This window comes from Microbacterium shimangi (assembly GCF_043556445.1).
Taxonomy (GTDB): Bacteria; Actinomycetota; Actinomycetes; order Actinomycetales; family Microbacteriaceae; genus Microbacterium.
In genome coordinates, this window is the sequence record NZ_JBIGII010000007.1 from 108,025 (window position 1) to 132,260 (window position 24,236).

The 24,236-nt window shown below is 68.0% G+C and carries 27 protein-coding genes and 1 pseudogene; 7 read left to right on the top strand and 21 right to left on the bottom strand.

Annotation, left to right across the window (positions count from 1 at the left end; translation table 11 throughout):
- Position 1 precedes the first annotated feature (1 nt).
- Complete coding sequence (locus tag ACFXQA_RS14035; RefSeq protein ID WP_394520496.1) at positions 2 to 157, top strand: hypothetical protein; 156 nt, start codon at positions 2 to 4, stop codon at positions 155 to 157.
- 71 nt (positions 158 to 228) lie between these two features.
- Here ACFXQA_RS14035 and ACFXQA_RS14040 read toward each other — a convergent pair whose 3' ends face one another.
- From ACFXQA_RS14040 to ACFXQA_RS14075, 8 genes are all read right to left on the bottom strand, one after another.
- Positions 229 to 1,095, bottom strand: coding sequence for an ABC transporter permease subunit (locus ACFXQA_RS14040; protein WP_394520497.1), 867 nt, complete (start codon positions 1,093 to 1,095; stop codon positions 229 to 231).
- Entirely contained in the window at positions 1,092 to 2,018 is a 927-nt protein-coding gene (locus ACFXQA_RS14045) for an ABC transporter ATP-binding protein (RefSeq protein ID WP_394520498.1), read from the bottom strand. The genes ACFXQA_RS14040 and ACFXQA_RS14045 overlap by 4 nt, the downstream gene beginning before the upstream one ends.
- Before the next feature lie 75 nt (positions 2,019 to 2,093).
- The gene (locus ACFXQA_RS14050) at positions 2,094 to 2,231 is read right to left on the bottom strand and encodes a hypothetical protein (RefSeq protein WP_394520499.1); all 138 of its coding nucleotides are present in this window, start codon (positions 2,229 to 2,231) and stop codon (positions 2,094 to 2,096) included.
- A gap of 47 nt (positions 2,232 to 2,278) precedes the next feature.
- Entirely contained in the window at positions 2,279 to 4,120 is a 1,842-nt protein-coding gene (locus ACFXQA_RS14055) for a DUF2207 family protein (RefSeq protein WP_394520500.1), read from the bottom strand.
- A 36-nt stretch (positions 4,121 to 4,156) separates the two neighbouring features.
- The gene (locus ACFXQA_RS14060) at positions 4,157 to 4,588 is read right to left on the bottom strand and encodes a PPOX class F420-dependent oxidoreductase (protein ID WP_394520501.1); all 432 of its coding nucleotides are present in this window, start codon (positions 4,586 to 4,588) and stop codon (positions 4,157 to 4,159) included.
- A 118-nt stretch (positions 4,589 to 4,706) separates the two neighbouring features.
- The gene (locus ACFXQA_RS14065) at positions 4,707 to 6,548 is read right to left on the bottom strand and encodes an amidase family protein (RefSeq protein WP_394520502.1); all 1,842 of its coding nucleotides are present in this window, start codon (positions 6,546 to 6,548) and stop codon (positions 4,707 to 4,709) included.
- A gap of 56 nt (positions 6,549 to 6,604) precedes the next feature.
- A complete protein-coding gene (locus ACFXQA_RS14070) occupies positions 6,605 to 7,354 on the bottom strand; it encodes a cohesin domain-containing protein (RefSeq protein WP_394520503.1) in 750 nt (249 codons plus the stop codon).
- 214 nt (positions 7,355 to 7,568) lie between these two features.
- On the bottom strand, positions 7,569 to 7,928 hold the full coding sequence (locus tag ACFXQA_RS14075; protein ID WP_394520504.1) for a hypothetical protein: 360 nt from the start codon (positions 7,926 to 7,928) through the stop codon (positions 7,569 to 7,571).
- 107 nt (positions 7,929 to 8,035) lie between these two features.
- On the opposite strand from ACFXQA_RS14075, the gene ACFXQA_RS14080 reads away from it, so the two are divergent.
- Complete coding sequence (locus tag ACFXQA_RS14080) at positions 8,036 to 8,896, top strand: aldo/keto reductase (RefSeq protein ID WP_394520505.1); 861 nt, start codon at positions 8,036 to 8,038, stop codon at positions 8,894 to 8,896.
- A gap of 183 nt (positions 8,897 to 9,079) precedes the next feature.
- On the opposite strand, the gene ACFXQA_RS14085 is transcribed toward ACFXQA_RS14080, so the two are convergent.
- The 5 genes from ACFXQA_RS14085 to ACFXQA_RS14105 all read right to left on the bottom strand — a co-directional run bounded on the left by ACFXQA_RS14085 (position 9,080) and on the right by ACFXQA_RS14105 (position 14,969).
- Positions 9,080 to 10,030, bottom strand: a complete 951-nt coding sequence (locus ACFXQA_RS14085) for a diacylglycerol/lipid kinase family protein (RefSeq protein WP_394520506.1) — start codon at positions 10,028 to 10,030, stop codon at positions 9,080 to 9,082.
- Positions 10,031 to 10,046: 16 nt separating this feature from the next.
- Positions 10,047 to 12,116 (bottom strand): glycogen debranching protein GlgX, encoded by a 2,070-nt coding sequence (gene glgX, locus ACFXQA_RS14090; protein ID WP_394520507.1) that lies wholly within the window; start codon positions 12,114 to 12,116, stop codon positions 10,047 to 10,049.
- Positions 12,117 to 12,253: 137 nt separating this feature from the next.
- A complete protein-coding gene (locus ACFXQA_RS14095) occupies positions 12,254 to 13,228 on the bottom strand; it encodes a zinc-binding dehydrogenase (protein WP_394520508.1) in 975 nt (324 codons plus the stop codon).
- 353 nt (positions 13,229 to 13,581) lie between these two features.
- Positions 13,582 to 13,953 carry an HNH endonuclease signature motif containing protein gene (locus ACFXQA_RS14100; protein ID WP_394520509.1) on the bottom strand — a complete coding sequence of 124 codons (372 nt, stop codon included), beginning with the start codon at positions 13,951 to 13,953 and terminating at the stop codon, positions 13,582 to 13,584.
- Positions 13,950 to 14,969, bottom strand: coding sequence for a DUF222 domain-containing protein (locus tag ACFXQA_RS14105; RefSeq protein ID WP_394520510.1), 1,020 nt, complete (start codon positions 14,967 to 14,969; stop codon positions 13,950 to 13,952). The genes ACFXQA_RS14100 and ACFXQA_RS14105 overlap by 4 nt, the downstream gene beginning before the upstream one ends.
- 290 nt (positions 14,970 to 15,259) lie before the next feature.
- Between ACFXQA_RS14105 and ACFXQA_RS14110 the strand changes: the two genes are divergently transcribed.
- The 4 genes from ACFXQA_RS14110 to ACFXQA_RS14125 are packed head-to-tail and all read left to right on the top strand — an operon-like array spanning position 15,260 to position 17,500.
- Complete coding sequence (locus ACFXQA_RS14110) at positions 15,260 to 15,598, top strand: PadR family transcriptional regulator (RefSeq protein ID WP_394520511.1); 339 nt, start codon at positions 15,260 to 15,262, stop codon at positions 15,596 to 15,598.
- On the top strand, positions 15,595 to 15,948 hold the full coding sequence (locus ACFXQA_RS14115; protein ID WP_394520512.1) for a DUF1048 domain-containing protein: 354 nt from the start codon (positions 15,595 to 15,597) through the stop codon (positions 15,946 to 15,948). The genes ACFXQA_RS14110 and ACFXQA_RS14115 overlap by 4 nt, the downstream gene beginning before the upstream one ends.
- Positions 15,945 to 16,739, top strand: coding sequence for an ABC transporter ATP-binding protein (locus tag ACFXQA_RS14120; RefSeq protein ID WP_394520513.1), 795 nt, complete (start codon positions 15,945 to 15,947; stop codon positions 16,737 to 16,739). The genes ACFXQA_RS14115 and ACFXQA_RS14120 overlap by 4 nt, the downstream gene beginning before the upstream one ends.
- Positions 16,736 to 17,500 carry an ABC transporter permease gene (locus tag ACFXQA_RS14125; protein ID WP_394520515.1) on the top strand — a complete coding sequence of 255 codons (765 nt, stop codon included), beginning with the start codon at positions 16,736 to 16,738 and terminating at the stop codon, positions 17,498 to 17,500. The genes ACFXQA_RS14120 and ACFXQA_RS14125 overlap by 4 nt, the downstream gene beginning before the upstream one ends.
- Positions 17,501 to 17,525: 25 nt before the next feature.
- Here the strand turns inward: ACFXQA_RS14125 and arr are convergent, their stop codons facing one another.
- The 4 genes from arr to ACFXQA_RS14145 form a co-directional block, all read right to left on the bottom strand.
- The gene (gene arr / locus ACFXQA_RS14130) at positions 17,526 to 17,954 is read right to left on the bottom strand and encodes an NAD(+)--rifampin ADP-ribosyltransferase (RefSeq protein ID WP_394520516.1); all 429 of its coding nucleotides are present in this window, start codon (positions 17,952 to 17,954) and stop codon (positions 17,526 to 17,528) included.
- A 68-nt stretch (positions 17,955 to 18,022) separates the two neighbouring features.
- On the bottom strand, positions 18,023 to 18,202 hold the full coding sequence (locus ACFXQA_RS14135) for a hypothetical protein (protein WP_394520518.1): 180 nt from the start codon (positions 18,200 to 18,202) through the stop codon (positions 18,023 to 18,025).
- A 192-nt stretch (positions 18,203 to 18,394) separates the two neighbouring features.
- Positions 18,395 to 18,823, bottom strand: a complete 429-nt coding sequence (locus ACFXQA_RS14140) for a VanZ family protein (RefSeq protein WP_394520519.1) — start codon at positions 18,821 to 18,823, stop codon at positions 18,395 to 18,397.
- A 99-nt stretch (positions 18,824 to 18,922) separates the two neighbouring features.
- Positions 18,923 to 19,282 (bottom strand): PLD nuclease N-terminal domain-containing protein, encoded by a 360-nt coding sequence (locus tag ACFXQA_RS14145; protein ID WP_394520520.1) that lies wholly within the window; start codon positions 19,280 to 19,282, stop codon positions 18,923 to 18,925.
- 130 nt (positions 19,283 to 19,412) lie between these two features.
- Here ACFXQA_RS14145 and ACFXQA_RS14150 point away from each other — a divergent pair, with 130 nt between their 5' ends.
- Positions 19,413 to 20,549 carry a hypothetical protein gene (locus ACFXQA_RS14150; RefSeq protein ID WP_394520521.1) on the top strand — a complete coding sequence of 379 codons (1,137 nt, stop codon included), beginning with the start codon at positions 19,413 to 19,415 and terminating at the stop codon, positions 20,547 to 20,549.
- 106 nt (positions 20,550 to 20,655) lie between these two features.
- On the opposite strand, the gene ACFXQA_RS14155 is transcribed toward ACFXQA_RS14150, so the two are convergent.
- From ACFXQA_RS14155 to ACFXQA_RS14170, 4 genes and pseudogenes are all read right to left on the bottom strand, one after another.
- Entirely contained in the window at positions 20,656 to 21,048 is a 393-nt protein-coding gene (locus ACFXQA_RS14155) for a DUF5684 domain-containing protein (RefSeq protein WP_394520522.1), read from the bottom strand.
- 52 nt (positions 21,049 to 21,100) lie between these two features.
- A complete protein-coding gene (locus ACFXQA_RS14160) occupies positions 21,101 to 22,297 on the bottom strand; it encodes an NAD(P)/FAD-dependent oxidoreductase (RefSeq protein WP_394520523.1) in 1,197 nt (398 codons plus the stop codon).
- 70 nt (positions 22,298 to 22,367) lie between these two features.
- A complete protein-coding gene (locus ACFXQA_RS14165; protein WP_394520524.1) occupies positions 22,368 to 23,693 on the bottom strand; it encodes a UDP-glucose dehydrogenase family protein in 1,326 nt (441 codons plus the stop codon).
- Positions 23,694 to 24,109: 416 nt separating this feature from the next.
- Positions 24,110 to 24,236, bottom strand: a pseudogene (locus tag ACFXQA_RS14170) (mannose-1-phosphate guanylyltransferase); the annotation flags it as partial.

A 24,236-nucleotide genomic window follows, 5' to 3' on the forward strand; every position in this document is an offset into this window, starting at 1 on the left:
CATGTTGGACGACTCGGGCCAGGTGATCGCTTTCGCGGTGTGCGTGCTCGCGCTCCTCGCGCTCACCGTCGGCGTCGGCGTCGCCGCGGGTCGCCGCGACCAGGCAGAACGCCAGGCGCGGCTCACGGCCGAACGCGAGCGCGGCAGCGGTTCGTAGCGGTCGTCGGCGCGCACGAGCCCGGGGCCCTCGATGCGGGCCGAGGCCGCTCGGCCCCGACCCGCATCACCTCAGGCGTCGCGGCGTTTGAGCAGCACCGTGGCCGTCGTGAACAGCACGACCACCCAGACGACGAGCACGAGCAAGCCCTGCCAGGGCTCGAAAGTCCACAGACCGTCGGCGGCAGGTGTCGCACCGGTGGCGTCGATCGGGTACGACGACAGCGTGCCACCGGCGGTCGAGGGCAGCAGCTTCTCGACGTTCTGCAGCCACACCAGTTGGGTGAGCGCACTGACGATGCTCAGCACGATCGGCGCGGCGAGCACGAGGCCGAGGGCCACGGCGACGCTTCCGGCGGTGTTGCGGATGATCGCGCCGATCGAGAACGCGATGAGGCCGACGAGTACGAGATAGACCACGCCGCCCAGCAGCGCGAGCCAGTACTTCGGGTCGCCCAGGTCGACATCGATTCCCGTGCCCGCCAGCAGCGCGACCGAGATCGGCACCGAGATCGCGAACGAGAGGGCCGACACGACGAAGGTCGCCAGCGCGAACACCAGTGCTTTCGCGATGAGAGCCGGGGTGCGCCTGGGCACGGCCGTCAACGTGGAGCGGATCATGCCGGTGCCGTATTCGCCCGAGATGATGAGCACGCCCAGCACGCCGATCACGAGTGCGCCGAAGGTGGTGCTGATCGTGACGGCCTGCACCGCCAACGACTGGGCGGCGTCACCGGTGGGCGAAGGGCCATCCCCGAAGCTCAGCGTCGACGACAGCAGGGCGCTGAATCCGACGGTGAGGAGGAGGAGGATCGCGAAGCACCACCAGGTCGAGCGGATGCTGCGGAGCTTGATCCACTCCGACGACATGATTCCGCCGAAGCCGAGGTCGCGGCCGGTGGGAGTGAACGCGGGGGCGGTCGTGGTCGAGGTGCTCATCGGGTGGCCTCCGCGGGGATCTGGGTGGTGTGGTATTCCACTTCGTCTCGGGTGAGCGCCATGTAGGCGTCTTCGAGCGAACCCGTGAGAGGAGTGAGTTCGTAGAGCACGACTCCGGCGCCCGCAGCGATCTCGCCGACGCGTGGGGCGGCCAGATCGGTGACCGAGAGCAGGTCGGGAGCGGTCGCCGTGACGGTGGCGCCCTCGGCCTCGAGCAGGGGGCCGAGGTGCGCGATCTGCGGGGTGCGCACCTTGACCGAACCGCCCGCGGCGTTCGAGAGGATCTCGCTGACGGGGGCGTCGGCGACGATCCGGCCGCGACCCAAGACGATGATGTGGTCGGCGGTCTGCGCCATCTCGCTCATCAGGTGCGACGAGAGGAAGACGGTGCGGCCTTCGCCGGCGAGGTGCCGCACGAATTGGCGGACCCACGCGACGCCCTCGGGATCGAGACCGTTGACCGGCTCGTCGAGGATGAGGGTTGCCGGGTCTCCCAGGAGCGCGACGGCGAGACCGAGACGCTGGCCCATGCCGAGTGAGAAGCCGCCGACGCGCTTGCGCGCCACGGACTCCAGCCCGGTCAGGCCGATGACCTCGTCGACGCGCTGCTTACCGATGCGGTGGGTGGCTGCGACGGCGAGAAGGTGATTACGGGCGCTGCGACCGGTGTGCACGGCTTTCGCATCGAGCAACGCACCGACCTGGTGGAGCGGTGCGCGATGGTCGGCGTACGGCTTGCCGTTGACGATCACCGACCCGGCCGACGGGCGGTCGAGTCCGACGATCATGCGCATGGTGGTCGACTTACCGGCACCGTTCGGGCCGAGGAACCCGGTCACGAGACCGGGACGGACGGTGAAGTCGACATTGTCGACGGCGGTCTTGGCGCCGTAGCGCTTGGTCAGGGAATGGGCTTCGATCACGAGAGGAACTCCATATCTTCCACCGTATCGATCGATCCCTTCGTGACGACATCGGGGTACCCGTAAGTCGACTGCTCACCGGGTCAGAATGGCCGCGGCGACGAGCGCGATGGTGCCGAGTGCGATGATCACCGCCCCGACCATGAGCCACATCGGTTGGCGGTGCGGTGGGCGGGTGCGAATGTGCCGGCGAGAGCGTCTTCGGGTGGACATGCGCGCAGCCTAGGGCGCTCGGGTTACCCCCGTGTGTCGGGCGGATGCTATCTGCCGCCGCCTCCGCCGCCCCCGGCTCCGCCGCCCGAGAAACCGCCGCCCATCGAGCCGCCCGAGAAGCTGCTGCCGCCGCTCGACGACCAGTCGGCGGCGGGCGGGGTGGCGGCCGCGCGTGATGCGGCCATGACGGTCAACAGCTGGGCCGTCGAGAACGCCTGGTTTCCGCGGTACCAGTCGGGCGACGCATCCGCAGCCATAGCTTGCGTCTCGAGTACCTGCGCCCACTCCTTCTCGATGCCCCAGATGATGGCGTAGGGCAGGAGGCGCTCATAGAGATGCAGCACCGCCGCCGAGTCGGGACCGCTGCGTTCGGCGCCCTCCGGGCTCTGCAGCATGCGGATGCGGTCGGCCTCTGCCAGTCGGAGGTAATCGCGGAGCCCGAGCAGGTGGTCGCGGAGGGGGGCGCCGAGGTCGGTGACCCGATCCTGGGTGCGCCAGGTCACGACGGTGACCACGCCCGCGACGATGCCCACGAGCACGGCGGCGACGGGAATCCACACCGGACCGCCGCCCATCGCGGTGAAGACCGCCGACACGACGGCCACCATGAAGGCGACGAAGGCGACGCCGAACCCCCCACCGGGGAGTCCGTGCTTCTGTTTCTGCGAGTAGCCGGCGGCACGCAGCTCGCCTCTCGCCGAGGCCGACAAGGTCGTGAACCGCGACGCGACGTCGGCCGTGTCGCCGGCGAGGCGGAGGCGCCTGCCCGGCTCGGGGGCAAGGCCGAAGACCGCGTCGATCGTGCGCTGACGGGCAGCGTCGTCGGGGCTCGGGGCGAGGTATTCGAGGCTGACATCGGAGGAGTCGTCGTGCGAGATGATCTGCACGTTGCCGTTGACCGCCAGGTCGATGATCGCGGCCGGTGCCGCCGCCGCGGGGCGGCCGACGAGGTGTGCGGCCTGCACGACCGACAGCTCGCGGGGCGGGTCGTACTCGGGCACGATGATGCCGCGGCCGGGGGCGTCACGGCTGCGGCGGCGCGCGACGAGAGCTGCGATGGCCGCGGCGATGCTCGCGACCAGCGCCCCGATCGCCCCGACCTGCAACGCCGGGGCTGCGTCTCGCGCGAAGTTCTGCACAGCGCTGCGTTCGACCTCGCCGGGTGCGAAGGTTCCGCTCTCGAAGCCGATCGCGACGGTCACGTTCTCGCCGGCGTCGAGGTCGTAGGCCTCGGGGAAGAACTCCCTGGGTTCGCCCGGTGCGGAGTCGCGCTCGGTGATGGTGCACGCGTCGCCCGACCCCTCGGTGCCGACGTAGCACGAGGTATTGCCGGTGAGCGCATCGGTCAGTTCGGCGTCGATGACGATGTAAGCGCTGACCTCTCCGAACGGCTGGCCCCATCCGGTGCCGTTGAGGTCGCGGTAGAACTCGTCGGAATCGGTGTCGGCGAAGGCACGGATGCTGTCGCGCTGGGTGTAGGAGATGACATAGGTCTGCTCGCCCCGCACGTAGGAGTCGTCTCCGGTGGCGATCTCGATGAAACCGTCGTTCTCGGACTGCTCGTAGGGGAGGGTTTCACCGCCACCCGACGTCACCGAGGTGACCTCGGTGTGCAGGGGCACTCCGTTGTCGTCGTCGGGGATCGCCCGCACGATGCCGCGATTCTGGTCGGCGTCGGGGAAGCGCGCCACGATGGTCTCGGTGACGGTGAGCTGGGCATGCCCGTCGGCGCCTCGGGAGAGCAGCATGTCGGCGTGGAACGAATCGAAGGTGAAGTCGTCGACGTCCGCTGCGGCGGGTGCCGCGGTGAGCGCGACCGCCGCGGTGACCGTGAGGGCGAAGACGACCGCGATGAAGCTCCGGCCGAGGGACGAGATGCGGGCGGTCATGCCTCCGACCCTAGGCGAGAGGCGTGGGAACGATCGTCAGGCGGATGCGGACGCAGCCGGCGAGATGCGGACGATGACGCGGTCGCCGGGCTTGCGCTGCACACGTCGCATGAACCGTTCGAAACCGGTGATGAGGACGAACTCGAGCTTGTACTTGCCCCGAAGCGCCTTCACCGCCGACGGCTGGCCGCTGTCGGGCCCGGCGATCTGCGCGCGACCCTCGACGACGACCGAATCCGGTTCGGCCTTGCCCATGCGCGAGCAGGGCTGCAGCGTCACCCGGGAGTCGTTGCGCAGTCGCTTCACTTTGCCCGTGGAACGTTCGGTGGTCACGACGAGCTGGTCGCCGTCCGCGGCCACCCAGACGGGCGTCGCCACGATCTCGCCGCTCTTGCGGTACGTGCCGAGGAGCACGAACGATGCGTCGGCCACGGTGGACCATGCCTGGGGTGTCTCGTGGGCTGCCATGCGGCATCCTCTCATCGGGTTCTGCTCACGCTAGTCGTCGCGGGCGCAGCCGCCGTACCGGCCGGGGACGGCGAAGGGCCCCCCGCCGCGCAGCGGGAGGCCCTCCGTCACTCTTCGGTCAGTTCAACGCTCCGTACAGGGCAGGCGTCGTGCGGGCGCCGGTCGCCTGCTCGAAGGCGTACGCCATGCCGAGCAGCGGACCCTCGGCGAAGTCGCGGCCGAGCCATTCGAGGTTGACGTTGCCCGCCGCTGCCGTCTGACCCGTCGTGGGCGAGGTGTAGGCGGCGATGGTGCCCATGGGCACGGTCACGGCCGGCAGCCCCGTGTTCGGGCTGAGTCGCATGTTGAAACCGATCGTCGAGTACGCGTCGCCGCCCGGGTAGACGATCGAGTCGAGACCCAGGTCGTCCATCATCTGCGTCACGAGAGTCTTGCCCTTGGCCAGCTGCGTGGTGTGCGTACCGCTGGGGCCGGCCCATGCCTGGTAGGCCTCTTCGGTGACGGCGGCGCGCTGACCGTACGGGTTGCTGGCGCGTCCCGGCACGATGTTCGGCGACTGGCTGATCTGCAGCAGGCTCCGGGTCGCCACGTCGGGGTCGAGGTAGCTGTCGATGTACTGCTGCAGGTCGTGGTTGAACTCGGGGCCGCTTCCGCTGCCCTCGGCGAGGATCGCGCTCCATCCCTCGGGCGGGGTGACCTCCACCACGGTGGCGCCTTCGGCCGTCAGCGTGGCCTTGGTCTGCTCCCACAGGGCGAGGGTGTTGGCGTTGGTGCCGAACATCGCCGGGACGTACCCGATCTTCTTGCCCGAGAGGGAGTCCGCGTCGAGGTACGACGTGTACGACGCCGGTACCTTGCCGGTCTGGCTGGCCGTGATCGGGTCGGCGGAATCCGCGCCCACGACCGCATCGAGTGCGACCGCAGCATCCGTCACCGAACGCGCCAGCGGCCCACCGGTGTCTTGCGAGAGCGCGAGCGGGACGATGCCCGCGCGGCTGGCGAGTCCGACGGTCGGGCGCACGCCCACGAGGGAGTTGTAGTTCGACGGAACGCGGATCGACCCGCCGGTGTCGGTGCCGAAGCCGATCGCGGCGAGGTTCGCCGAGATAGACGCGCCCGTACCGCCGCTCGAGCCGCCGGAGGTGCGCGACGTGTCGAGCGGGCTCGCCACGTTCAGTGCCGTACCCGGTGCCTGGAACGCAGACCACTGCGACGACAGGTTGATGGCGAACTCGTCCATGCTCGCCTTGGCGAGGATGACGGCGCCGTCGGCGCGCAGACCCTTCACCATGGTGGCGTCGGTCGTGGTCTGGTTCTCGTTCCAGCATCCGCAGCCCGCGGTCGTCGGCATGTCGACGGTGTTGTAGTTGTCCTTCACCGCGATCGGCACACCGAGCAGCATGCTCGTCATTCCGGTCTCGGCACGGGCGGCGTCGGCCTGAGCCGCGGCTTCGAGGGCCGTCTTCTCGCCCACGGTGATGATGGAGTTCAGCGGTCGGGCGCCGCCCGGCACGGTGACCCGGTCGTAGGCCGCGATGCGGTCGATGTAGGCCTGCGTCAGCTTCACCGAGGTGGTGACACCGGCGTTCATCGCCGCCTGCATCTCGACGACATCGGCTTCGACGAGCTGGAACGGGCCGTCGTCGTAGATGATTCGCTGCGACAGCTCGGCGAGGTCGGACACGGTGACGCTGCCGTCGGCATCGAAGTCGAATTTCTCCACGTCGCCCCACTGCGGGTCGTCGTCGGTGGCCCCGATGGCGGCGGAGAGAACCGCGAGGTCGGCGTCGGTCACCTGCGCATCGCCGGTCTGGTCGAGTTCGGTGTAGTAGGGCGCGAGGAACGGCGCGCTCGCCGGAGCGGGCGCGGGCGCTGCCATGGCCGGGGCGGCGAGGGAGCCGGCCACGACCGTTCCCAGAGCGGCCGCAACGGCGAGAAGACGCCGGGTGGATGCTGTCACGTGCTGGCCTTTGCTGAACGAAGAGGAGGTGGGGGTCGAGGTTGTGCGCGCGCGGGTCATTCGGAGACCGCCTGACGGCGACGGATGGCGAGGAGCGCGCCTCCGGCGATCAGCACGATGCCGGCGGCACCGGCGATGAGCCACGGTGTCGCGTCGCCTCCGGTGGCGGCGAGCGGTTGATCGGGGGTCGTCGGGTCGGTGCCGGCGACGGTCGGTGTCGACGACGGTGTCGGTGTGACGCTGTCGCTCGGGGTCGGGGACGGGGACTGTGTGGGGTCGGGCAGCGCGATGAGCGTGACCGGAACCTCGTCGACGTCGGTGAGCGTCACCGTGTCGTCGTTCGAGTCGACCAACTCGGCCGAGACCAGTTCGATCACGGTGTCTCCGCCGCCCAGCGCGAGGAAGGAGAACGACCCCAGTTCGACGGTGCCGTCGAGACCGGGGGAGGTGCCGAGGCGCGTGTGCGTCACGGCGACGAGGCCGTCGCCGACCGACGTGGCGGTGAAGCCGCCCTCGGGTCCGACGACCGATTCGGCGTCGAACTCGAGCAGCGCGGGGTCGTATGAGAAGGTCAGGTCGTACGCGTAGAGGTCGGCGGCGTCGGTGGCGGTCGCCGTGACCTCGAGGGTCTCGCCCTCGGTCACCTCATCGGGTGCGACTTCGAGGGTGATCGCCGTGTCGGGAACGGCGACGGCGGAAGCGGCGGGTGCGGCGAGGGCGGATCCGCCCGCCAGGGTGAGCGTGGTGACGACGAGCGCGATGGCGCGGGCGCGCAGCATCCGTCGTCTGCCAGTGGTGTCAGACATGCGTGAATGGCCCTTCTTCGGGTGAGGAGGGCGTCGCAGACGCACGCGCCGGCGCGCGTTCGCGTCGGCGCGCCCCCAGTGGGTAAGAGCAACTTCGCAGACTCCCATTTCAGGCGCGGTGTCGCGTTGTTTCGCGGGGGTTTCGCTCGACGTGACGGTCGAAACCGCGGTGCTCTCTTCCCAGCCCGTGGGCGCTGGGGTGACTCGTGATGCGTCAGGCGCGCTCGAAACCCTCGAGATCGGGGTCCCAGTTCGCGTCGGGGTCGTCCATCGTGGCGGGTCCGGCCGTGGTCGACGCACCGCGAGGGTAGCTCGGGTTCGCGCGCAGCGCCGCGGCGGCCGCAGAGAAGTCGAGCTCTTCGCCGTCCCAGCGCGCGGGGGCCGACAGCACGTCGTTGCCGACGCCGATCACGAGCTCTGCGGTCGTGTCGTCACCCTGCGTCTCGACGACGATCGGTATCGTCACCGCCTCGGCGCGTCCGTCGTTGGCAATCGCTGCCGTGAGCTTCAGCAACGCCTCGGCGACCTCGTTGCTGGTGATGATCGTCTCGCCCGCGTAGGTGATGCGTCTCATGGCTCCACTGTGGTCTCTTCTCCACCTGCGGGGCGCGGCATTGCAAACGGCCCGAGGGTGGGATAGAGCCAACTAGCGTGGAAGACCCCACTTCGGAAGGATCTCGAATGCAGCAGCGAAAGATCGGCGACCGGGCCGTTTCGGCCATCGGACTCGGCGGCATGCCCATGTCGATCGAAGGGCGGCCCGAGCGCGAGCGTTCGGTCGCGACCATTCACGCCGCCCTCGAGGCGGGCGTGACCCTCATCGACTCCGCCGACGCGTACCACCGCGACGCCGACGAGGTCGGCCACAACGAAGAGCTCATCGCCGAGGCGCTCCGCACCTACTCCGGCGATGTCTCCGACGTGCTCGTCGCCACGAAGGGCGGGCACCTCCGCCCCGGCGACGGCAGCTGGACGCTGAACGGGCGACCGGAGTACCTGAAAGAGGCCGCGAAGGCCTCGGCCCGACGGCTGGGTGTCGAGGCGATCGGTCTCTATCAGTTCCACCGGCCCGACCCCGCGGTCGATTACGCCGATTCGGTCGGCGCGCTCCGCGACCTGCTCGACGAGGGTGTCATCGAGATGGCCGGCATCTCGAACGCCGACGTCGCCCAGATCACCCTCGCCAACGACGTGCTCGGTGGTCGACTCGTCTCGGTGCAGAACCAGTTCTCGCCGGCGTTCCGATCCAGCCTCTCCGAGCTCGAGCACTGCGCGTCGCTGGGTATCGCGTTCCTGCCGTGGTCGCCGCTCGGCGGTATCAAGAAGGCGAGCGAGCTCGGCGGGCAGCACGAGGCGTTCCAGCGCGTCGCCGACGCCCGCGGCGTGAGCCCACAGCAGATCACCCTCGCGTGGGAGCTCGCGCTCTCGCCGAGCGTTATCCCGATCCCCGGCGCCTCGCGACCGGCCAGCATCCAGGACTCCGTCCTCGCGGCTGACATCGTGCTGACCCCTGACGAGATCACGGCGCTCATCGCGGGCTGAAAGCCGAGAACAGTCGACAGACTGTAAAGAAAATTAGCGGGGTGTCCTCCTTTGAGGGGACACCCCGCTCGCGTACTATTCCATCAGCGACGGAAAGCACGGCACCGCAGACCGTCGCACTCGATTACCCGGACCCCCGCTCGTCAATGTCTCGACAAGCGGGGGTCTTTCGTCGTTCGCGGGTCAGCGCACCGTCACGGCAGACGGCTGCAGTGAGACCGTGAAGGCCCGCGTCTCGCCGATCTCTTCGCCGTCGATCTCGAAGGCGCGCGGTTCGGGCATGGTGACGCGGATCTTCTTCGCGCGTCCGTGCGACACCGACTCCGAGCTCGTCGTGTCGTCCTTCTTCGTGATCAGCCGCATGAGTCCGTTGTCCCAGATCATCGTCTTGAGCGTGCCCATCCACTGCCCCAGGCCTTCGGCGCTGAGCAGCAGGAAGTCGAGCTCGCCGTCCGACGGGTCGGCGTCGGGCAGCAACGTGAACCCGCCCTGCAGGGTTCCGCAGTTCGCGATCAACAGGGTGTGGCCCTGCTCATCGCGGCCGGGCTCGTCGTCCACGGTGAGGTGGAACGGCACGATGTCGCTGGCGGCGAGAGCGCGGCCGAGCGATTCGACGTAGGCGAGCCATCCGGCTTTGCTCTTGAGTTCGTCGTTCGTCTCGGCGATCATCTGCGCGTCGATGCCGAAGCCGATCATGACCACGAAGCCGTGGCGCTCGGTTCCGGCGTCGAGGTCGACCTCGACCCAGCCGACGTCGAGGGGCTTGGGTGTGCCGGTGAGCGCGCGCTCGATGGCGGCCGTCATGTTGTTGACCGGCACGTCGAGGTTGCGTGCGAGCAGGTTGCCGGTGCCGAGCGGAACGATGCCGAGGTCGGCTTCGGCCTTGACATCGGCGAGGTGCTCGGCGACGGCGCGCACGGTGCCGTCGCCGCCTGCGACGATGATCACGTCGGGCGACGTCTCGAGCGCCCGTGCTGCGGCGCCTTGGCCGGGGTCTTCGACGCTCGTCTCGAACCAGTGCACGTCGGCGGCCGAATCGGTGTCGCTCGCCGCGAGTGCCTCGTTCAACGGGGTCTCGAGCGCTTCTCGCTCGGTCTTCGACGGATTCCAGACGACTGCTACCCGGGTGTTCATTCGCGTGCTTCCCTCATCACTCATGGCCGTTCGTCCCTTCCGCGCGCGAGCGCAGGAGGGTGAACGACCCCTCCATGACGACGAGCGTCGTCACGGTTTCGCCGACAGTCTGGCCGTCGTCGCTCGACAGCGCCAGTTCCCAGCCCGCGTGCGGGGCCTCGGGAACAGAGAACTCCACCCCGTTCTCGGCCGCGTTGAGCAGCAGCGCGAACGCGTCGGCGCCTTCGTGTTGGAACACGAACGCGATCGAGCGGGCGTCGGGGTTCTCCCAGTCGGCGTCGTCGAATTCTTCTGCGTCGCCGCGCAGCACGTGCACCGTGTCGAGGCTGTCGGCAGCAGCATCCGCGCCTCGACGGAACTTCACGGGGCGAAGGGCCGGATGCTGCGCTCGGAGCGAGATCAGTGTGCGGGTGAATTCGAGCAGCCCCGTGTCGACGGCGTTCCAGTCGAACCACGAGGTCTCGTTGTCTTGGCAGTATGCGTTGTTGTTGCCGCCCTGGGTGCGGCCGAGCTCGTCACCGCCGAGAATCATCGGCACGCCGGCCGAGAGCAGCAGCGTCGCGAGCAGGTTGCGGCGCTTGCGGTCGCGGCGGGTGTTGACCGACTCGTCTTCGGTGGGGCCTTCGGCGCCGCCGTTCGACGACTTGTTGTCGCTCTCTCCGTCTTGGCTGTCTTCGCCGTTGGCGGCGTTGTGCTTGTCGTTGTACGAAGTGAGGTCGGCGAGGGTGAATCCGTCGTGCGCGGTGACGAAGTTCACACTCGACAGCGGTGACCGTCGGCTGGATTCGTACACGTCGGGCGAGCCGAGAATGCGCTGCGCGGTCGTTCCGAGCGTCGCGTCGCTGCCGTTCCAAAAATCGCGGGCGTCGTCGCGGAACTTTCCGTTCCACTCCGACCAGTCGGCAGGAAAGCCGCCGACCTGGTACCCGGCGGTATCCCAGGGCTCGGCGATCATCTTCACCGGCGCGAGCACGGGGTCTTGACCGATGAGGGTGAGGAAGGCGCTGTGGATCTCGGCGTCGCCGCCCTGACGGGTGAGGGTGGTGGCGAGGTCGAAGCGGAAGCCGTCGACGTGCATCTCGGTCACCCAGTAGCGGAGCGAATCCATGATGAGTCCGAGCGCCGCGGGATGGCCGACGTTGACGCTGTTGCCGGTGCCGGTGGTGTCGAAGTAGTGCTCTTCTTCGCCCTCGACCAGCCGGTAGTACGACCCGTTGTCGATGCCTTTGAACGACAGGGTCGGGCCCATGTGGTTGCCCTCGGCCGTGTGGTTGTAGACGACATCGAGGATCACTTCGAGGCCGGCCGCGTGGAGAGCCTTGACGAGCTGTTTGAACTCGGCGACCTGGCCGCCGCCGTCGCCCGCGGCCGCGTAGTCGCCGTGGGGGGCGAAGAACCCGATGGAGTTGTAGCCCCAGTAGTTGCGCAGGCCCTTCTCTTCGAGGTGGCTGTCTTGTACGAACTGCTGCACCGGAAGCAGCTCGACGGCGGTGATGCCGAGGTCGACGAGGTGCTGGATGGCGGCGGGATGCGCGAGGCCCGCGTAGGTGCCCCGGATCTCTTCGGGCACGTCGGGGTGCAGCTGCGTGAAGCCCTTCACGTGCACCTCGTAGACGACGGTCTCGTCGAGAGGGATCGCCGGGGCGGTGTCGTCTTCCCAGTCGAACGAGGGGTCGGTGATCACGCAGCGGGGAACGGATGCTGCCGAGTCGGTGTCGTCGCGCTGCTCGGGATCGTTCATGTCGTGCCCGAACACCGCCTGCGCCCAGGAGTACTCGCCCTCGACCGCGGTGGCGTGCGGGTCGAGGAGCAGCTTGTTCACGTTGTGACGGAGCCCCCGCGCCGGATCCCACGGGCCGTCGACGCGCATGCCGTAGCGGGTGCCGACCTCTGCGCCGTCGACGAATCCGTGGAACACGTGGCCGGAACGCTCTTCGAGACGGGTGCGCGTCTCTGCTCCGGACTCATCGAACGTGCAGACGTACACGGCGTCGGCCGTCTCGGAGTAGAGGGCGAAGTTCCTGCGGGCGGCGAGGGTGCTGAATCCGAGCGGGAACGGGCGAGAGGGGGTGTGCGTGCGTGTCAACGTGCGCCTTCCGGTCTGCTCGGACGCTCGCGGAGACGGGCGACCGGCTCGCCGACTGTACCCAGCGCCCCGAACATCGCAGACCCACTCCGCTATCGGCCGCGCTTCGGGTAATATCCTTCGCCCGTTCCGACGGGTCAGGGGCGCAGCAAGACCTTGCCGACGCGCCCCGGGGTGTCGCTGGCCCGCGCTGCACCGGCGACGTCGTCGAACGAGTGGATCGAGGCGACCGGCAGGCTGACCGTGCCGTCGGCGATGCGGGCGCGCAATTCACCCACGAGGGCCGTGCGGCGCTCGGGCGAGAGTGCCGGGCCGACCTTGCTGCCCCAGAAGCCCTTCACCGTCACCTCTTTGAACAGGATGTCGCTCGAGGCGATGTCCAACCTCCCCGACGCCATGGCGCCGAAGATCACGAGCACGCCGCCCTGGCCGAGGAGCGACGCGAGGTCGCCGGCCGCCTGGCCCCCGATCGACTCGATGCCCGCCTTGATGGGCGCGCCGCCGGTCAGCTCGGCGACACGGTCACGCCAGGAATCGTCGTCGGTGGCCACCACGCGGTCGATGCCCTCGGAGGCGAGTTCGGTCACGCTGTCGGCGCGGCGCACCAGACCGACCACGTTGATGTCGCGGGTGGCCGCGAGGCGCGCGAAGACACGGCCGACCGCTCCGTTCGCGGCGTTCTGCACGACCCAGTCGCCGGGTTCGAGATTCAGGAAGTCGAGCAGGGTGATCGCCGAGAACGGCATGGCGAACAGCTGGGCCGCTACCTCGTCGGGGATCGACTCGTCGAGCGGGCTCAGCCCGTTCGCGGGCAGGGTCACGTACTCGGCCCACACCCCGAACGTGCTCGCCACGACGCGCTGGCCGACCTCGAGGTTCTCGACGCCCTCGCCGATCGCGTCGACGACGCCGACCGCTTCGGTGCCGGAGCGGGCCGGGAGTTCGGGCTTGAAGCCGTAGACGCCCCGTACCGTCATCAGGTCGTGGTTGTGGATCGTCGCGAGCAGAATGCGCAGACGAACCTCACCCGCCTTCGGCTCGGGTGTGGCCACTTCTTCGACCGTGAGAACGTCGGCCGGTTCGCCGAAGGACTGGTGGACGATTGCGCGCATGGCGCCTCGCTTTCGTGAGCTTGACGCGCGGACCGATCGAAGCCCGACCGCCCGCTGCCCGCCCCGCAAGAACGCGGCGAGCGGATGCTTCCAGCCTAACCAGCGGCCAATCCAGCCGGGCCGCCGGTGGGCGAGTACGCGGGACCAGAGCACCGGGGGCTGTCGGCCACCGCCGGATTCGGCACCTCATCCGGCGGTGACTGGCCTCATGGTCCCCCCGCCCCCACGCGACGTCGACCCCATTGCCCCCGGGGTGAGGCTGTGATTCCGGGGGACCCGGGACCGCCTCGATCCGTGCGCGCACACCGATCGAGGGCGGGGGAGGGAAGCCCGCCGCGGTCGTCGCCGATTTCTCAGAATGGCGCGGGGTCATCATCGGGTAAGAGGTCGTCGGGCACGAAGCACACTCGCGTCGGGGGCTTCTCGACGTAGGTGAATCCGCTGGGGAAGGTGAACTCGAGGTCGCCGTCTCCGAGTTGGCGCACCTTCCACTCGGCCGCCTGCTTCAAGGTGTGATGTCGTTTGCAGAAGCACGCGAGGTTGGCGATCTCGGTCTTGCCGCCTTTCGCGTAATCGACCGAGTGGTCGTGGTCGCAGTAGCGGGCCGGCATTCGACACCCGGGCGCCCGACAGTGCTGATCCCGCGCGTCGAGGTGTCTGAGCATCGCGTCGGAGGCGGTGTATCGGTCGACGGCGACCACCGTCTTCGTGATCGGGTGGGTCATGACGCGATCCCACGCGCACGTGCTCCCCGCGAGCCGTCGAGCGGTGTCGGCGTCGATCGGTGCTCGCCCGCCGAGGTCTGCTCCTCGTCGGTCAGACCGGTCAACGTCGTCACGGGCAAGACGAGCTGCACGAGGGCCCGAATCGCCCCCAGCCCGCCGGGGTTGCGGTCGACGGTCGGATCGATCATCGGAGCGCCCGTCAGCAGGATGTCGGCGAACACATCGGCGGCAATCTGATTCAGCGTGCGGGCATCGTGCACCTGCTCGACCGCGGGACCGTCCCCGTCGAAACCCATTACGTCGACAACCGACGGTCGAGCCGCCCTCGCAGCCGAAGCCGCGGCCTCCTCGCGCGCTGCCGCGGCGTTCGCCGACACGGTGGCGCGGGCCTGGCGGCGCAGCCGATCTCGGATTCCGTACGCGAGCGTGACCGGCAGCAGGGCGACCAACTGGGCCATCCCGTCGTCGAGTTCGACGACGTAGACCGTGCGCTCCTTCACGGCCTCGCCGAACCGCTCGGTGATCGAACGCGGGTGCACGGTCTCGGACAGCTGCCGCGCGAACGCCCGCAATCGGCCCGGCGACATTGCTCGCGCGTGATCGAGCACCACCGTCTCGAACGCCGCGCGCACCTCGGGATCATCGATGCACGAGCCCATGTCGAGCACGGCGGCCGCGTGGGCGGGCCAGATCTCGCCGGCCGCGAGGGCCTCGACCGTCGCCGGGAACAGCGAGCTCAGCGCCGAGGCGTCGTTCAGCTGGCGCTGCACCGACCGATCGTTCAGACGCGCGGCGGCCGCGAGCTCGGCCGACAGCGACCGCAGCGGAATCTCGCGCCGCGCCGAATCGCGCGACATGCTGCGCGCGGTCTGCGCCTGGGCGAGCGACCAGGCGCGTGCCAACACACCGACGCGCTGTGCCTGCACCTTCGCCTCGGCGGCCTGGAGCGCGGCGAACTCTTCGACGAGCCCGCGCACCGAGTCGTTCTCGGCGGCGTTGCGTTCTGCATGATCCATGGCGCCCTCTTTCACCGCACGTTCCGACTCCCCGAACAGGAAAGTCGTGACCACGGATCAAGAAGAGGGCACTCCGTGATCGAACCATCTCTGGGGCGGGAGACCCGCTTCCTTCGATGAGAAGAGTCTCGCACCGACCTCCGACATCGACCGAGACGCCGTCACGACGCCAGAACTGGCTCCGAGCCAAAGCGTCCGCTACTCGCTCTTGCTATCTACCGCTACCCGGCGTTACTATCTACCAGTACCCAGCGACACTGACTACCGAAAAGCCCGACGAAGAGGACCCCATGGCGAAACAGATGACCGAAATGCTCAAGGGCACCCTCGAGGGCATCGTTCTGGCGCTCCTCGCCGAACAGCCGGCCTACGGGTACGAGATCACGAGCCGACTGCGCGAGCAGGGTTTCGTCGACATCGTCGAGGGCACGGTCTACGCCCTCCTGATCCGCATCGAGCAGCGCGGTCTCGTAGCGGTCGAGAAGGTGCCGTCCGAGAAGGGGCCCCCGCGCAAGGTCTATTCGCTGAACGCGCAGGGCCGTGACTACCTCGAGGAGTTCTGGGTCTCGTGGAACTTCCTCGCCGACAAACTCACCCAACTGCAGACGAAGAAAGAGAGCAACTCATGAAGTGGATCGAAGTCCTCACCGGACCGCTCGAGCAGAAGAAGCAGTATCGACAGGCGGTCGCGCGTATCGATGCGCTGCCCGACCCCTACCGACAGGTGGCGAAGGCCTTCAGTCGCTACCTCACCTACTACGGCGGACTCACCGACGGCGACAGTCTCGTCACGATGTTCGCCGACCACGCCGACCTCTGGGAACGCGCCGCGGTCGACGGCACCCCGGTGCGCGACATCGTCGGCGATGACCCCGTGGAGTTCGCCGAGTCTTTCGCTCGCGCCTACTCCGGCGCGCAGTGGATCGACAAAGAGCGCGCCCGCCTCACGCAAGCGATCGACGAAGCGGTCGCGAGATGACCTCTCCGACGATTCAGGTGCGCGCAATCACGAAGTCGTTCGGCGACCTGGCCGTGCTCCGCGGCGTCGACCTCGACATAGCACCGGGCAGCATCCTGGCCCTTCTCGGATCGAACGGGGCAGGCAAGACGACCCTCGTACGCATTCTCGCGACCCTGGTGAAGGCCGACGGAGGCACCGCATCGGTGAATGGCTTCGACGTCGCCGCGCAGCCCGGGGAGGTGCGCGAGTCGATCAGCCTGACAGGGCAGTTCGCCGCGGTCGACGAGGTTCTCACGGGCCGCGAGAACCTCACGCTGGTGGCGCGGTTGCGCCACCTGAAGAATCCGGATGCTGTCGCCGACCGTCTGCTCGAACGTTTTGCGCTCGCCGAGGCGGGCAAGCGAAAAGCGGCGACCTACTCGGGCGGCATGCGCCGGAGGCTCGACATCGCGATGAGCCTCATCGGCGACCCGCCGGTCATCTTCCTCGATGAACCCACCACGGGTCTCGATCCGCAGGCGCGCATCGAGGTCTGGCAGACGATCTCGCAGCTCGCCGCGGGCGGCACCACGGTGCTTCTCACGACGCAGTATCTCGACGAGGCCGAGCAGCTCGCCGACCGCATCGCGATCCTGCACGAGGGAACGATCATCCAGAACGGCACCCTCGCCGAACTCAAGCGGCTGTTGCCGCCCGCCGAGGTCGAGTACGTCGAGAAGCAGCCCTCGCTCGAAGACGTCTTCCTCGCCCTCGTCGGTGCACCCCGCGAACCCCGCCAGCCCCGCGACGAACGAAAGGAACTCCCGTGACCACCCACGCTCTCGCCGACACCGGCGTTCTCACCGGTCGTTCGCTGCGTCACATCGTCCGCAGCCCCGACACGATCATCACGACCGCCGTGACCCCGGTCGCGTTGATGCTGCTGTTCGTCTTCGTCCTCGGCGGCGCCATCGACACCGGATCGACCGGAAGCTACATCGACTACATGCTGCCCGGCATCCTGCTCATCACGATCGCCTCGGGCGTCGCCTACACCGCCTATCGGCTGTTCCTCGATCTGCAGGGCGGCATCTTCGAGCGGTTCCAGTCGATGCCGATCGCCCGCTCCAGCATCCTCTGGGCCCATGTTCTGACGTCGCTCGCCGCGAACCTCGTGTCGGTCGCGATCGTCATCGGCGTCGCGCTGATCCTCGGATTCCGTACCGGAGCATCGGTCGGGGCGTGGCTCGCGGTCGCCGGCATCGTCGTGCTGTTCACTCTCGTGCTGACCTGGATCGCGATCATCGCCGGACTCTCGGCGAAGACCATCGACGGCGCGAGCGGGTTCAGCTATCCGCTCATCTTTCTCCCGTTCATCAGCTCGGCGTTCGTGCCGACAGCCTCTATCCCCGGCCCCGTCGCCTGGTTCGCCGAGAACCAGCCCGTGACCGCCGTCGTCGACACGATCCGAGCCCTCTTCGCCCAGCAGCCGATCGGCACCGACATCTGGGTCGCCCTCGGCTGGCTCGTCGGCATCTTGCTCGCCGCCTACGCGGGCGCGATAGTGATCTACCGTCGCAGGATTCGATAGAACGGATGCTGCGGCACCGCCGAACTCAGTCGTCGATGACCGCGGCGCCTCGCCGCTCGAGATCGGCGAGGCCGTCGCGCATCGCCCGTTGCTGCTCGGGGGAGTGGCCCACCCAGTCGTCGAGTTCCCCGATCACCCGCACCGGCTCCGCCGTGCGGAACGACCGGGTCGGGTTTCCCGGAAACTTCTTGTCGGTCACGTTCGGATCGTCTTCGATCACGCCGGTCGGCTCGACAATATAGATCCGTTCCCGCCCGTCGCCAGTGGCCAGCTCGGCGCCCCAGGCGGCAGCATCCAGCGTCGTCGTGATGTAGATGTGGTTCGCCGTACGGCCACCGCCGTAGTTCGAACGGTGCCCCGCCACCAGCAGGTCGCCGACTGCGAGGTCTGCTCTCGTGCCGTGGAGGTAGGCGCCCGACGGATGTTCGACGAATGGTTCGGGGGTGGATGACATGGCGATCTCCTCGCGGTGAGGTGGACCAGACCACCCCACCATCTCGTCGGCGGAGTGGCGAGCGTGCGTCAGTCTTCGACGTCGCCGGGTGCTTCAGGTTCGGCCTGGGTCTCTTTCACCTTGTCGCGCAGTTGGTCGGCCATAGCCGCCGCGCCGTCTTCGCCGTGCTCCTCGTCGACCTGTGCGATCAGCTTGCCGAGGTCGGTGTCGGAGCCGGAGTCGGCCGTGTCGTTCTCGTTCATGCTCATGACGCGACGGTACCCCGCGAAAGGGTGGGCGGATGCAGCGCGGCATCCCTACCGTCACGGCGCGGGCGGTCGATACCGGTGGTTCGCCGTCGAGAAGCCAGCAACGCGTAATTCGCGGGGTTGACATAATCGATATCAACCCTCGCCTCCTCTGAGGGGGCAAACCTTGTGCTGGGAGGCGGGGGCGGACCGCTAGTCGGTCTCGCCGCGCCGGGGCCGCGTGAACAGAGCGGCGATCAGCATCCCGACGCACGTACCCGCCGTGTTGGCCAGGATGTCGGTGATGCTTGCGGTGCGCTGATCGAGCAGCTCGGCCTGCAGGCTCTCGATGGCGATCGTCGTCAGCAGTCCGATGGGGAGCACCAGGTAGCGCGAGCGATCGAGCGTGATGCTCAGCAGCAGTCCGAGGGGTACGAAGAACACGACGTTCGCCCCGATCTCGAGGCGGCTGTGCGTCGCCCAGGGCAGCCAGCGCGCGATCCGCGCGAGGAGTCCCGCTGCCCCGCTGTCGACCGGCACCGGCCAGAACGCGATGAGCACCACCGCGACGGCGTAGACGGCGAGCAACACGAACGCGATGCGCCGCCGCGCGCGACGTGAGCGAGCAGCGGTGTCATCCATCCTGCAACGCTATCCGCCGCCGCCATCCCCCTCTGTCACCGCCGCCGGTCCCTGGGCGCAGAGCCGGCCCCTGAGCTCGTCGAAGGGCCCTGCTCAGAGTCAGCCTGCGTCGTCGGCCGCGCGCTGAGCGCGTTTGGCCTCGATGAGCTTGTGCAACTCGATCTCACGCTCGAGGTCGGCGAGCTGTTGTTCGGTCGACCGCGTTGTGCGTGCCTCCGCGGGCGGGGGAACGTCTGCCCACCGCCGCGGGTCGCCGAAGCTCATCGGCTGGCGGGGTGACGTGTTCCATTCCCGACCGAGGGTGAACCACAGGATCGATCCGATGAGGGGGAGGAACACGATGAACATGACCCACGCGAACTTGGGCAGGTGCTTCACCTGACTGTCGTCACGGGTGATGGCGTCGATCAGCGCGATCACCATGACGGTAAGGGTCAGGAGCGGCAAGACGAGGATCATGCGCCCCAGCATGGCCGAGACACGCAGGCCTGACAAGGAACGAGAGGGAGGCCGCGTCGCTGTTCATCCGGACGGATGAAGTTCGCCCGGCACAATAGCGGCGCGTGGTGCGCGCCGATAACTTGCTCTCGTGCCCATCCGACCTTCTGTCGTAGACAACTACGTTCCAGGACTACCGCAGTCGGCTGCCCTGACCTTCAGCGCGACGCTGCTCATCGGCGTAGGACTCACCGCCCTGATTATCGGGCTACCGCTCTTCATCGCCTCGGAAACGGGGACATGGGCCGATACGTGGACCTTCTACGTCTCTGTCGCACGGCAGCTACCCGTACCGGCGTTCGCGCTTCTGGCAATGATCACCACGCTCTTCGTCGCATGGCATATCGAGCGGGGGGTTCGAGGGGGTCAGATCGTGAGTACTCCCTCCGCCCGATCCGCGCAAGCGCAGATCGCTTTGGTGGCGGGGGTGGTTGTGGGGCCGATCTGGATCGTCATGACGGTGTGGATTCAGTTGGCTGCCTGGGGTGGCTCCGTTGACGAGCCCGCCAGCCGTGGCGAAGGCATCGTTTCCGTCCTGGCACTGGGGCTTTTGCTGTACCTGAGCACGAGCGTCGCTTGCGCGCTTCCTCCCGGCGCAGAGGAGCAACTTGCGTTTGTCGAGTCTGTGCTCGAACGAGACGAAAAAGAGCTCGCCGCCCTAATGAAACTTGAATTGCCCGATGAGCGACGGTCGTGGCGCACGTTCATGACGCGGATGGTGCTTCTTCTGGTGGGTCCACCGACGGCGTTGGCTGTGCTGGTGCAGTTCAATCTTGCCGAATCCGAGGAGGTCGCGATGTTCATCGCGATAGTGGCTCTTGTCAGCGTCGCGGGAGTCTACGGCGTCTTGGTGGCACTGTTCGGACGACTGAGCGTCACGCGGTTAGGACGCACCGCTGCATGGTTTGGCTGGACGCTGGCCGTCGTGAGTTGGTTCGCCCTCGCAGCGGCGGAGGCGTGGTGGGCGTGGGTGGCGGGGAGGTCGCCCGCGTTCGTCGTGGCGTCGGCATTCGCTCTGCTCGGGATTCTCTGCGCAGCAACAGCGTGGCCGCGCCGGAAACCTAGCGACGGTGGAGGTTTGTCGCGCGCGGTTGCGTCCATCTATTTGGCTCAATTGACTCGCGGTATTGAGCGCAGACGGAAGCTTGCGGCGACATTGCGGACGGCTCTGAATGCCCATCGGCCCCGGTGGCGCCGGTTCCTGCCGCGCTTGAACTGGCGGGCGTGAGTCTCCCCCGCCGCCACGCACGAGAAAACCCTCCCGTTGATCGAGGTTTCCCGATCAAGGGAGGGTGATCGGATTACTCCGATATCGACGAGCGGATGCTGTCGTGTCAGGCGTCGATGCGCCGCTTGTCGTAGGTGGCGGAGCCGAAGCCGAGGATGAGGAAGCCGATGACGCTGAAGAGCCAGAGCAGGAGGATCGAGAAGAGGGCACCCTGGCCGAACGCCTTGCCCACACGGAGCGACACGATGATGTGGAAGATGACGTTCACGATCGGGATGAGGTACAGCAGGCCGAACCACATCGAGAAGCCGGCGATCTTGACGAGGATGAAGACGTTCACGATGGGGATGATCGCGAGCCATCCGGCGTGGCCGGCCTTCGTGAAGACGCGCCACAGGGCGATGACGACGATGACGTAGACGACGAGGCCGATGACGCCCGAGACGCCGTTGAGGGCGGTGAACTCCGCCTGGTCTGTGATTCTGCTGAGAGTGATCATGCCGCTCAGCCTAGGGGGTTGCGGTTTCGCGAGCCGTCGCGGCGCAGCACTCTCAGTCGCGCCCGCGCAGGATGAGATTCCAGTAGACCCAGGGCAGCACCCAGCGGTCGAGCACGTAGGTCAGGCGGCGTTCGCGGAACAGCGTGGCCCAGAACGGCACGGTCGGCGCGAGGTGGCCCTCGCGGTCGAACTCGCCGAACACGAGAGTGTGGCGGCTCACCGTGATCGGGGTCACTGTGTAGCCGTCATAGGCGGCGCGAGGCTCCTGCCCCTTCATCGCCGACATGAGGTTCTTCACGAGCACCTTGGCCTGCGGGCGGATGCCGCCACCCGACCGGGTCGGCGCGACCGCGGTGGCGTCGCCGAGAGCCCAGACGTTGCCGAAACGGCGGTGGCGCAGCATCCGCTCGTCGACATCGACGAAGCCGTCTGCGTCGCCGAGTCCGCTCTCGGCGATCCACCCGGCGGCAGCCTGCGGGGGTATGGCGTGCAGCAGGTCGTAGCGCACGGTCTCGCGCGCAGAGCCGCGTCCGATCACGACCTCCTGTGATTCGGGATGCACCTCGATCACGTCGTGCGCGTAGCGCGTCTCGATGCCGTACTCGTCGATCTTGCGCTGCAGCTCTACCGAGATGTCGTCGATCTGGAAGGCTCGCGGTTCGGGTGAGACGAACACCGAGCGCACGTGCCGACTCGGGTCGTGGCGCCACCAGTCGTTCGCGAGGTACATCGGTTTCTGCGCGACGCCCGCACAGGTCGCAGGCTCCGGTGGCTGCACGAAGACCACCGTGCCCTCGCGGATGTCACGCAGGGCGACGGATGCTTTCGCCGCGAGCGCGTGCGTGTAGCTCGAGATTCCGCGGGGCGTCTGCATCGCCTCGGCGAGGCCCGGCACCGCATCCCACCGCAGTTCGATCCCGGCCGCGACGATGAGCTGCCCGTACTGCACGGCTACCCCTGACGAGAGGGTCACGGTGCTCTCGTGCGGATCGACGCTGGTGACACGGTCGCGGATCCACTCCACCCCGGGCGGGATCACCTCGGCCTGCGGACGCACCGCCTCGGAGGCGCGCGCGAGCCCGCCGGCGATATGCGACTGCAGCGGCGCATACACGTGCTGCTCACGCGGCTCGATCACGACGATCTCGCCGACGCCCTGCCGCTGCAGTCGCCCCGCCACCGAGAGTCCCGCGTTGCCGCCGCCGATGACCACGACGGGAAGCGAATGGGGAACGGGCGCTGGCTGCATGTCTCCACTCAACGCGACGGCGGGTGCTGCGCCATCGGCCTTGACAGCGAGGCGCACCGAACCCTTTGCCCTACGGCCGACCCATTCCGTAGTAGCTCCAGCCCGCTGTGCGCCACTCTGCCGCGTCGAGGCAGTTGCGCCCGTCGACGACGATCTTGCCGTTCGTGAGCGACCCCGCGTGCTCGGCGGACAGCTCGCGTCGGTACTCGTCCCACTCGGTCACGACGATGACGGCGTCGGCGCCGCGGAGGGCTTCATCGCGGTCTTCGACGTAGTTGAGCTGGGGGTGGATGCGGCGGGCGTTCTCGATCGCGGCGGGGTCGGTGACGGTCACCCAGGCTCCGAGGCCGTGCAAGCGGACGGCGACGTCGAGCGCGGGGGAGTCGCGGATGTCGTCGCTGAACGGCTTGAACGCCGCGCCCAGCACGGTGATGTTCTTCTTGAACACCTGGCCGTCGAAGGCGGCGACCACGAGGTCGACAGCGCGATCACGGCGACGGAGGTTGATGGCGTCGACCTCGCGGAGGAACGCAACCGACTCGCCACGACCGAGCTCCTCGGCGCGCGCCGCGAAGGCGCGAATGTCTTTCGGAAGGCACCCGCCGCCGAAACCGATGCCGGCACCGAGAAAACGGCGCCCGATGCGGGCGTCGTGGCCGATGGCGTCGGCCAGGGTGGTGACGTCGGCGCCGGTGACCTCGGCGATTTCGGCCATCGCGTTGATGAACGAGATCTTCGTCGCGAGGAACGCGTTGGCGGCGACCTTCACCAGCTCGGCGGTGGCGTAGTCGGTGACGATGAACGGCGTCTGCTTCGCGACGGCGGGGTGGTAGACCTCACGCAGAACGGATGCTGCCCGCTCACCCTCGGCGGTCGGGCCCGAGGCGTCGGACGGCACCCCGGCGACGAGCCGGTCGGGGTCGATGGTGTCTTGGACCGCCCAGCCCTCGCGGAGGAACTCCGGGTTCCACACCAGCGTTGCGCCCGTCTCGGAGACACGCTCGGCGAGCCCCGCAGCGGTGCCGACCGGGACGGTGGATTTGCCCGCGACGAGATCGCCCTCCGAGAGATAGGGGAGGAGTCCGTCGACTGCGGCGTTGACATAGGTCATGTCAGCGGCGTAGCCGTCTTTCTGCTGCGGGGTGCCGACACCGATGAAGTGCACCTTCGCGCCCTGCGCGGCAGACATATCGGTGGTGAACGTCAGGTTGCCCGAAGCGATCCCCGCAGTGAGCAGCTCTTGCAGGTCGGGCTCGAAGAACGGCGCATCGCCCTGAGCCAACCGTGCGATCTTGCGTTCGTCGACATCGATGCCGACCACCTCATGGCCGATCGATGCCATGGCCGCGGCGTGCACCGCACCGAGATACCCACAACCAACCACGGACAGACGCATGGAACTCCCCTAACGATGAGGTGTCTGGTTGCCGGCGATCGTTGGCGGCGCTGACGCGCGTGATGCGCGCGACTATTCAGCCACAACATACCGGTATGCGTTGACCATGTCGGCTCGACCTGGGCAGCGACGACCTCCCTATCGGAGGGCTAAGAGGTCGGCTGCGACCGGCGGAGCGGGTTTCTGGGCCGGGGCTTCCCTGTCATTCTCGCGGTCAGCGATCGAAACGACTCGGCCGAACAAGAGCGCGATTCCTGTAGCGGCGACCATGTAGACGATGAGTGCCATGAGAACGATCAAGAGACTCTCCTTCGAGTCGAACGTTGTCGTTCACGCTATCGCGTGCGGCCCCGCCTCTTCGTGAAATACCTCTCACGTTGGCGGCGTGTCGAGCCCGGCCGCACTCTTCGGCGCTGTCAGAGGACGTCGTTGCGTCCGGTGAGTTTGAGTGCGTCGACGACGCCTTTGACGCGTTGGGCGTTGTCGCTGGTGGTGACGAGGAGTGCGTCGGGGGTGTCGACGACGACGATGTCGTGGACGCCG